The organism is Dissulfurispira sp., from assembly GCF_036745535.1.
Taxonomy (GTDB): domain Bacteria; phylum Nitrospirota; class Thermodesulfovibrionia; order Thermodesulfovibrionales; family Dissulfurispiraceae; genus Dissulfurispira.
In genome coordinates, this window is sequence record NZ_DAIOFX010000014.1 from 25,480 (window position 1) to 32,538 (window position 7,059).

The 7,059-nt window shown below is 43.4% G+C and carries 8 protein-coding genes; all 8 read right to left on the bottom strand.

The features are described 5' to 3' along the window. Positions 1-329: 329 nt before the first annotated feature. Positions 330-1,298 carry a flagellar motor protein MotB gene (locus V7L97_RS04550; protein WP_333653735.1) on the bottom strand — a complete coding sequence of 323 codons (969 nt, stop codon included), beginning with the start codon at positions 1,296-1,298 and terminating at the stop codon, positions 330-332. Positions 1,299-1,338: 40 nt separating this feature from the next. Continuing rightward, complete coding sequence (gene motA, locus V7L97_RS04555) at positions 1,339-2,196, bottom strand: flagellar motor stator protein MotA (protein WP_333653737.1); 858 nt, start codon at positions 2,194-2,196, stop codon at positions 1,339-1,341. 10 nt (positions 2,197-2,206) lie between these two features. Next, positions 2,207-2,740, bottom strand: a complete 534-nt coding sequence (locus V7L97_RS04560) for a PilZ domain-containing protein (protein WP_333653739.1) — start codon at positions 2,738-2,740, stop codon at positions 2,207-2,209. Positions 2,741-2,789: 49 nt separating this feature from the next. Further along, positions 2,790-3,434, bottom strand: a complete 645-nt coding sequence (locus tag V7L97_RS04565) for an OmpA family protein (RefSeq protein ID WP_333653741.1) — start codon at positions 3,432-3,434, stop codon at positions 2,790-2,792. A gap of 70 nt (positions 3,435-3,504) precedes the next feature. Then, a complete protein-coding gene (locus V7L97_RS04570; protein ID WP_333653743.1) occupies positions 3,505-4,263 on the bottom strand; it encodes a flagellar motor protein in 759 nt (252 codons plus the stop codon). 135 nt (positions 4,264-4,398) lie between these two features. Beyond that, entirely contained in the window at positions 4,399-4,779 is a 381-nt protein-coding gene (fliS, locus tag V7L97_RS04575) for a flagellar export chaperone FliS (protein ID WP_333653745.1), read from the bottom strand. Next, on the bottom strand, positions 4,779-6,485 hold the full coding sequence (fliD, locus tag V7L97_RS04580) for a flagellar filament capping protein FliD (protein WP_333653747.1): 1,707 nt from the start codon (positions 6,483-6,485) through the stop codon (positions 4,779-4,781). The genes fliS and fliD overlap by 1 nt, the downstream gene beginning before the upstream one ends. Positions 6,486-6,513: 28 nt before the next feature. Continuing rightward, entirely contained in the window at positions 6,514-6,951 is a 438-nt protein-coding gene (locus V7L97_RS04585) for a flagellar protein FlaG (protein WP_333653749.1), read from the bottom strand. Positions 6,952-7,059: the final 108 nt, after the last annotated feature.

A 7,059-nucleotide genomic window follows, 5' to 3' on the forward strand; every position in this document is an offset into this window, starting at 1 on the left:
GTGCATACCTGCTATCTATGTTTACGAATTTAGGTCTGTTACTCCTCTTTGGAAATTGGCAAGCATAACAACCCAAAAAATGCTGCCAGTACTAAATACACGATACTCATTACAATAAAGTTTCTTACGAATCTGTCCATAGTTCCTCCTTATGGTTTACAGAGTTTATCTTCATTGTATACATGAAGGAGAGGAAAACTTGTCTGTGCCAGATGTCTTCCAATATTGATACATGGGGCACACTGAAAAGGATAAGGGGTCAAGGGGTTAAGGAGTAAAGGGGTAAAGGGACAGGATTTATTCTCTTAATCCCTTGAATACTTAAATACTTATTTCCCGATAGGATCAATAGGTTTTATAGGCTTTATGCCAATATCAGGCTTCTGGAGTTCCTTTTTTTGCTCCTGTTTAGTGGCAGACTTTTCAACCTGTGGTTTTTTCACCTCTTCAGGCTGAGGAGGTGGCGGAGGCGGAGGTTGCACGGGCTTAGCCGGGGGTGCTGGTGGCTGAACCGGCTCTTGAACTTTAGGGGGCTGTTCAACCTTTGACTGAAGAAGGATTATGCTTATTCTTCTGTTTCTCGGGTCATTTGGATTCTCCTTGATTAACAATTCAGTATCGGCGTATCCTACAACCCTCGCTATTCTTACAGGGTCTATACCATTTGCCTCAAGCTCCCTCCTTGCGGAAGACGCCCTGTCAGTAGAAAGCTCCCAATTGGTGATTCTTCCTGTCTTTAAAGGCGCGGCATCCGTATGTCCTTCGACTGCAATCCTGTTGGGTAAATCTTTTATGTTATCACCCACTAATTTTAATATCTCCTTTGCACTTGGCGTAAGCTGTGCACTGCCCGGCTGGAACATTGATTTCCCTTCCAGATCAACAAGCTGTATCCTTACGCCGCCTTCAAAGATATCCACAACTGCCTGATCCTTCAAAGCCCTTAACTTTTCTTCTATGGCCCTTTTCAGTTTTTCCTTCAAATCCTCCGGAGATAATGCCGCTTTTCCGTCTCCGAAATCAAAGGTCTTCATTTCTTTGCCTTTATCCTGCAATGCCTGCTGCCCTTCCATCATAAATGACTGACCTGCTTTTTCAAAAAGACTGAAATGTTTGAAATACTCTGACAGAGCAGCCCTCTTTTCTGGAGAAACCATTGCGAGCAGCCACATGAGCAGGAAGAAAGCCATCATTGCGGTCACAAAGTCGGCATAGGCGACCTTCCAGCTTCCGCCGTGATGGCCCTCGTGGCCCTTCTTAACCTTCTTTATAATTATTGCTTTTGATTTGTCAGCCATAACACCACGTAGATGAGTGAACGGGCGCTCATCTACCCATTCACTTCTTCAATTTTCTTAGTGCTTCTTCGACCTCTACAAAGGAGGGTTTAACATTACCCGGTATGGCCCTTCTGCCGAATTCCACTGATATCTGGGGGGCTGCACCGCCGACAAATGCAACGAGGGCAACCTTCAGGACATTCAGATATTTCTTATCCTCATTGGCAATATGCTCTAAATTCCTTGCCATAGGACCAACAAATCCATAACACATCAACACTCCCAAAAATGTTCCCACCAGCGCAGCGCCAATACTATGGCCCAACACCTCCGGAGGCTCGCTGATCTTTGCCATTGTCAGGATAACGCCTATTACTGCAGCGACAATACCGAGTCCCGGGAGGGCATCCGCCACGTTATTTACACTTTTTGAAGGTATCATAAGTTCTTCGTGATGTGCCTCAAGCTCTGTATCGAGAAGTGCCTCAAGTTCGTGGGGTGCTATGCTTGTCGTCATGACGGTCCTCAAAGTGTCTGTAATAAGGGCTACTGCATGATGGTTTTTCAGAAACTTTGGATAATTACTGAAAATCTTGCTCTCGTGTGGATTATCCACATCTGCCTCTATGGAGACAAGACCCTCTTTTCTTATCTTGGAGAATATCTCGCTCATTAACATAAGAACTTCCATATAATCTGCCTTTGAATATGTCTTGCCGCTGAGTATACTCGAAATGCCGCCGATAACCGCCTTTATAACCTTCATTGGAGAGGCTATAATAAATCCTCCGATAGCTGCGCCTCCGATTATCAAATATTCCGAGGGCTGAAAAAGGACATGCAGATTACCGCCATGCCATAAATAGCCTCCGATCACAGACGATAGAACTACCAGTGCGCCTATTATTGCAAACATCTAATTACAGTTACCTCCGCTTTTCCCTGAGTATTTCCCTCTGCCTTTTGAAAACAAATTTGACTATCTCATCCCTTATGTCCTCATCTATTGCAATAAATTTAACGGCAATGGCATAGCCGTTTATCTGTTGCTCAATCTTTACTACCTCTCCATAAATATAAAGGGCAACAGGGGGTATCATGGGCAGTAACATTTTTATTTCAAGGACATCCCCTTGATTGTATTTCTCTTTGGAATTGAACCTTAAACCGCCGCCGCTGATATTGACCTGCACAAAGGGAAGCGAACTAAAACCTTCCCGCTGGAAAGTAAGCATACTGATAATCGAATCGAGCTTTGCATTCAGCATCTTAAGCCAGTCGGAAAGAAGTTTGTCTTCCACATCCGTTAATGTCTGAAACTCGGCTAAAATGGTCTCTCCTGATATTTTCGATTTTATATTAGGCCGTTCTTCAGGAGGAACAACACGGACAGCAAAAGGCACATAGGCGTCTACCCTTGAGAATTCCCTCATTCTCGTATACCTCTCATCATTTTGCATCTTCTCCCCCTTAAATGTTAGCCATTATACCATATTTGTGTATATATAATCACTGGCTTGCCCCGATAACAAGCTCTACCCTTCTGTTTTTTGCCCTTCCATCCTCTGTCTCATTGCTTGTCAGCGGCCTGTATTCCCCATAACCCGCAATGGAAAACCTGTTGGGATCAACTCCCTTTGTAATAAGAAAATGCAGAATGCTCGCTGCCCTCGCTGTTGAGAGTTCCCAATTTGACACATATTTACCGCCTGATATCGGCACATTATCTGTATGGCCTTCTATTGTAATTCGTCCTGCAACCTCATTAATAACCTTTGAAAGCTTATCGAGCACATCAAATGTCTCTGGCTTAATATCAGCCGAACCCGAAGCAAAAAGCACAGCATCGGAAAATGTTACAACAACCCCTCTGGGGTCGGTCTTCACGGAAATCCCTTCGATACCCTTTATATTTTTACTTATATCCTGAACCAATGTCCTTGTTCTTTCTTCGTATAACGGGATTGGTTCATCTATCACTTTAAAAGCCTGTTTTAATGAGCCGGAAAAACTCTCGACCTTTGCCTTATCCATCGATGAAAGGGCATAAAGGGCTGCAAAAAAGGTGAACATCAGGGTGATGAAATCAGCGTAAGATATCAGCCACCTTTCATGGCTCGGTCTTTCAAAATGCGTTTTGCGTCTTTTCCTCAACTATTCCCCCTAAATGCAGTAGATGGGTACATGAGTTATAGGATTAAAACCCATTCACTCATTCACCCATTTACTCACTCTTTTCATGTTCTGATAGAAATGCATTCAATCGCGTTTTAAGGAAATAAGGGTTCATGCCGCTTTCAACACCAACAATGCCTTCTATAATCAATTCCCTGATAAATACTTCCTCTCTCACTTTATTCATTATCTTACGCGCCATCGGCAAAAATATAAGGTTTGCAGCACCAACTCCGTATATAGTTGCAACAAAGGCAACCGCTATACCGCTGCCTATCTTTGAAGGGTCAGCAACATTTCTCATAACCTGAATAAGGCCCAGTACAGCGCCGAGTATTCCTATGGTAGGAGCATACCCTCCGGCGGCTCCCAATACATCTGCGGCATTCTTCATATCTTCCTCGTATGTGGCAATCTCCTGATAAAGCACATCCTTTATCATTGCAGGGGGCATTCCGTCAACAACAAAAGTCAATCCTTTCCTCAGAAACGGGTTATCTATATTTTTGATGTCTGACTCAAGGGCAATGAGGCCTGCTTTCCTTGCTTTAACGAGGATGCCAAGAATGTCTTCTATTATCTCCGAAGGGGTATGAGACCTTCCCCCGAATACCATGCCGAGGGCTTTAAATGCGTTTAATACATCCCGCATCGAAAAACTAAGGAGAGTTGCACCAAATGTCCCTCCAAAAACAATAAGAGCTGCGGCAGCCTGAACAAGATGGGCGGTATTGCCACCTTCGATAATGTTGCCGACAACAACTGCACTTATGCCTATAATAATGCCTAAAAACGCTGCGATATCCATTTAATAGCCCTTCACCTTTTAAAAAAAATTCAAATAATATATTCATTTTACTAATTTTTTTCAGGATTTGTAAACAAAAGAAAAAAAACAGCAGGGAATCCTGCTGTTTTTTTGAATTTAGATATTTCTTTATATTTATACCTGATTTTTAATCCGAACCCATGCCTCTCTCAGTTCTCTGAGCAGGCCGATTACATGCTTAACCCTGTTTCCGTCATTTTTAGCATTCGCCAATACAAGTTCCCTCATCATATGAAGATATAGATTCTGCAAATTAAGGGCAATTTCTCCGCCAACCTCTAAGTTTAGGGCATTAAGGAGTTCCTCTATTATTGCTATGGCTTTGTCTATATATTTTATCTTTATCGGCACTTCCCGCATGTTCATGGCAGTGGCAGCCTTATCGAGAAAGTCTATTGCGCCGTCATAAAGCATTATGACCAGTTCAACAGGATTATAGGTTGTTGTTACTTTTGTCTGAGTGTAGGCATTGCGGGCATATGCTGCATTAACCATTATTTACCTCCAAAGGTTTTTCCGAGTTTGTTCATCTGCTGCGTCAAATAACTGCTTGTTCCCTGAAGCTGGTTCAACAGTCTGTCGAGGGCAATGAATTTCTCCTTAAGGGCCACTTCTGTGGTCTGGAGCCTCCTCTCGAGGTTCTCTGCATTTTTCCGCACATTTTTTACTGTCTCCTGATAACCATCCTTTCTTGCAGGAAGTATCGTGTTTACATAATTGCCGAGAGACGCCTCAAGAGAGGTTGCCATTGTGTTTATCGTTGTAATGACACTTGACTGATTGCTCGAAATAGCGCTGTTTAATGTAGTGCTGTTAAGGCTCAGCACACCGTTTTTATCGTGGGTTAAGCCTAAAGATACGAGGTTTGTATTGTTGTATGTTGCAGTTATTATAGTGCGAAGCGTATTTTTCAGTGCTGCCGATGTTGCATCCCCGCTCAGAATGCCCCTTGTAGTGGCATTTCCTCTGAGATCGTTTATTGTGCTCATAACCTGGTTATAAGAAGATACGAAAAAGTTCAATTTACTTGTTAATGTGCCGGTGTCCTGTGCAACTGTGAGCGTAAATTCCGTGGCACCGCTTATCTTGACTAAGTTCATGGTAACGCCTGTAATAACATCGGTAACGGTATTGCTCGACCTTGTAACAGTCAGGCCGTTAACCGTAATGCTCGCATCTGCTGCCGCCTGCGTCGTGCTCATGTTGCCTGATGCAAGGCTTGAAAGCCCTACAGTATCTGTCTCATCAGCACCGCCGTATGTTCCATCGTTGTTTTCATCAACTGTTAATGAAATCGTATTTGATGCGCCTGTTGTGCTGGATGTAAGAGTGAGTTTATATGTACCGTCAACCGTATCGTCCCCTATTGTCGATGAGCCGGCAGTAACGGTATCTGTTGTAGGGTCAAAGCCTAAAATCTGCTCTGCAGTTGTCGAAGCGTTCCCCCATAATATATTGACATCAGGTCCGGCGCTGTTGGTAATCTTGAATTTGCTTAAAGTGGTATCGTATTCAACACTAAATGTATTTGTAGTTCCCGGAGCCGAGTTTAATGCCGTCTGGATTGCAGTTGCAAGCCCGCTGGAAGTATAGGTTCCTTCGGCTATCGTTGCAGTCCTGTCTGCAGTGCCGTCGTTGAATACTATTGTGTTATTATTGGCGTCTATAACAAAACTGCTGCTCTCTTTTACTATGGAAGCAGTAACTCCTGCGCTTGCAGAGTTTATGGCATCCTTTATGCCTGAAAGGGTGTTATTCGTAGAATCAATCGTTATCTCCTTTGCTGTGCTGCTGCCTACCTGTATCTTTATCTTCTGCGTGGTATTTACGGAAAGATCGGCAACCTTCATTGTCTGAGAGCCGAACCTGAGAGACGAAAGGCTCTGTGCCGTAGCAAGAGAGCCTATTTTCATGGTATAAGTTCCTGCAGTGGCTGTGCTTGAAGCAGTGGCAGTCATATAAGAGGTGTCGGACACTGTTGCCTTCATTCTTATTAAAGAGGAATCTTTCAGAGCAGTAACAGCACTTTTAAAGCTCGAAACGCTGCTTAAGAGAGTAGCATATGCGCTTATCTTTGCCTGATAGTTTGCCTCTTTTTGTTTGAGCTTAAGCAGAGGCTGTCTTTCAACCTGCATAAGCTGCTGGACTATTGCATTTGTATCAATGCTTGAACCTGAACTGCCTAAAGGATTAACTGCCATCTTACACCTCTATTAAAATTCTACCCATTTACACTTTTTCACTGAAGAGGCTCTCAACATTCTCTTTGAATTTTTTAACCATATTGATATACTCTTCCGGAGGAACCTGCTTCACAACCTTTCCCTTCTGATCCAAAAATCGTATAACTACATTTTTTTCTTTATCGAGGGCAAATACGGCCTTTAAATCAAACAAACCGTTTCCTGCAGTTACGGCCTGTTTGTCTCTGTTTTGCTGCTTATCCTTGAGCCTTATCTCCCTCAGTGAATGCGCCTGCCCTATTTGACCTCTGTTTTGCTGCTTATCCTCGAGCCCCCCTTTTATGGAGGAGTCTATGTTTAATGCAACCAATGATTCGGCTTTACCATTAGCAGACTTGCCGCTTGTGCCGGCATTATTATTGGCAGTGCTTTCTATCTGTCCTTTAACTGCTGGCATATTTATGTTTATGCCGTCAATCTTCATCTTATTTGCCTCAACCAGTTTATGGGCATATGGGAGGGAGAGGGGACAGTCCTGATTCTACGACTCCGCTTTGCTTCGTCCGTAAATCTGGGACAGTCCCCTCTCACC

Coding starts and splice junctions, on each gene's coding strand:
- V7L97_RS04550 (WP_333653735.1), bottom strand. CDS start 1,298: ATGGCTGACAAATCAAAAGCAATAATTATAAAGAAGGTTAAGAAGGGC.
- V7L97_RS04560 (WP_333653739.1), bottom strand. CDS start 2,740: ATGCAAAATGATGAGAGGTATACGAGAATGAGGGAATTCTCAAGGGTA.
- motA (WP_333653737.1), bottom strand. CDS start 2,196: ATGTTTGCAATAATAGGCGCACTGGTAGTTCTATCGTCTGTGATCGGA.
- V7L97_RS04585 (WP_333653749.1), bottom strand. CDS start 6,951: ATGAAGATTGACGGCATAAACATAAATATGCCAGCAGTTAAAGGACAG.
- fliD (WP_333653747.1), bottom strand. CDS start 6,485: ATGGCAGTTAATCCTTTAGGCAGTTCAGGTTCAAGCATTGATACAAAT.
- fliS (WP_333653745.1), bottom strand. CDS start 4,779: ATGGTTAATGCAGCATATGCCCGCAATGCCTACACTCAGACAAAAGTA.
- V7L97_RS04570 (WP_333653743.1), bottom strand. CDS start 4,263: ATGGATATCGCAGCGTTTTTAGGCATTATTATAGGCATAAGTGCAGTT.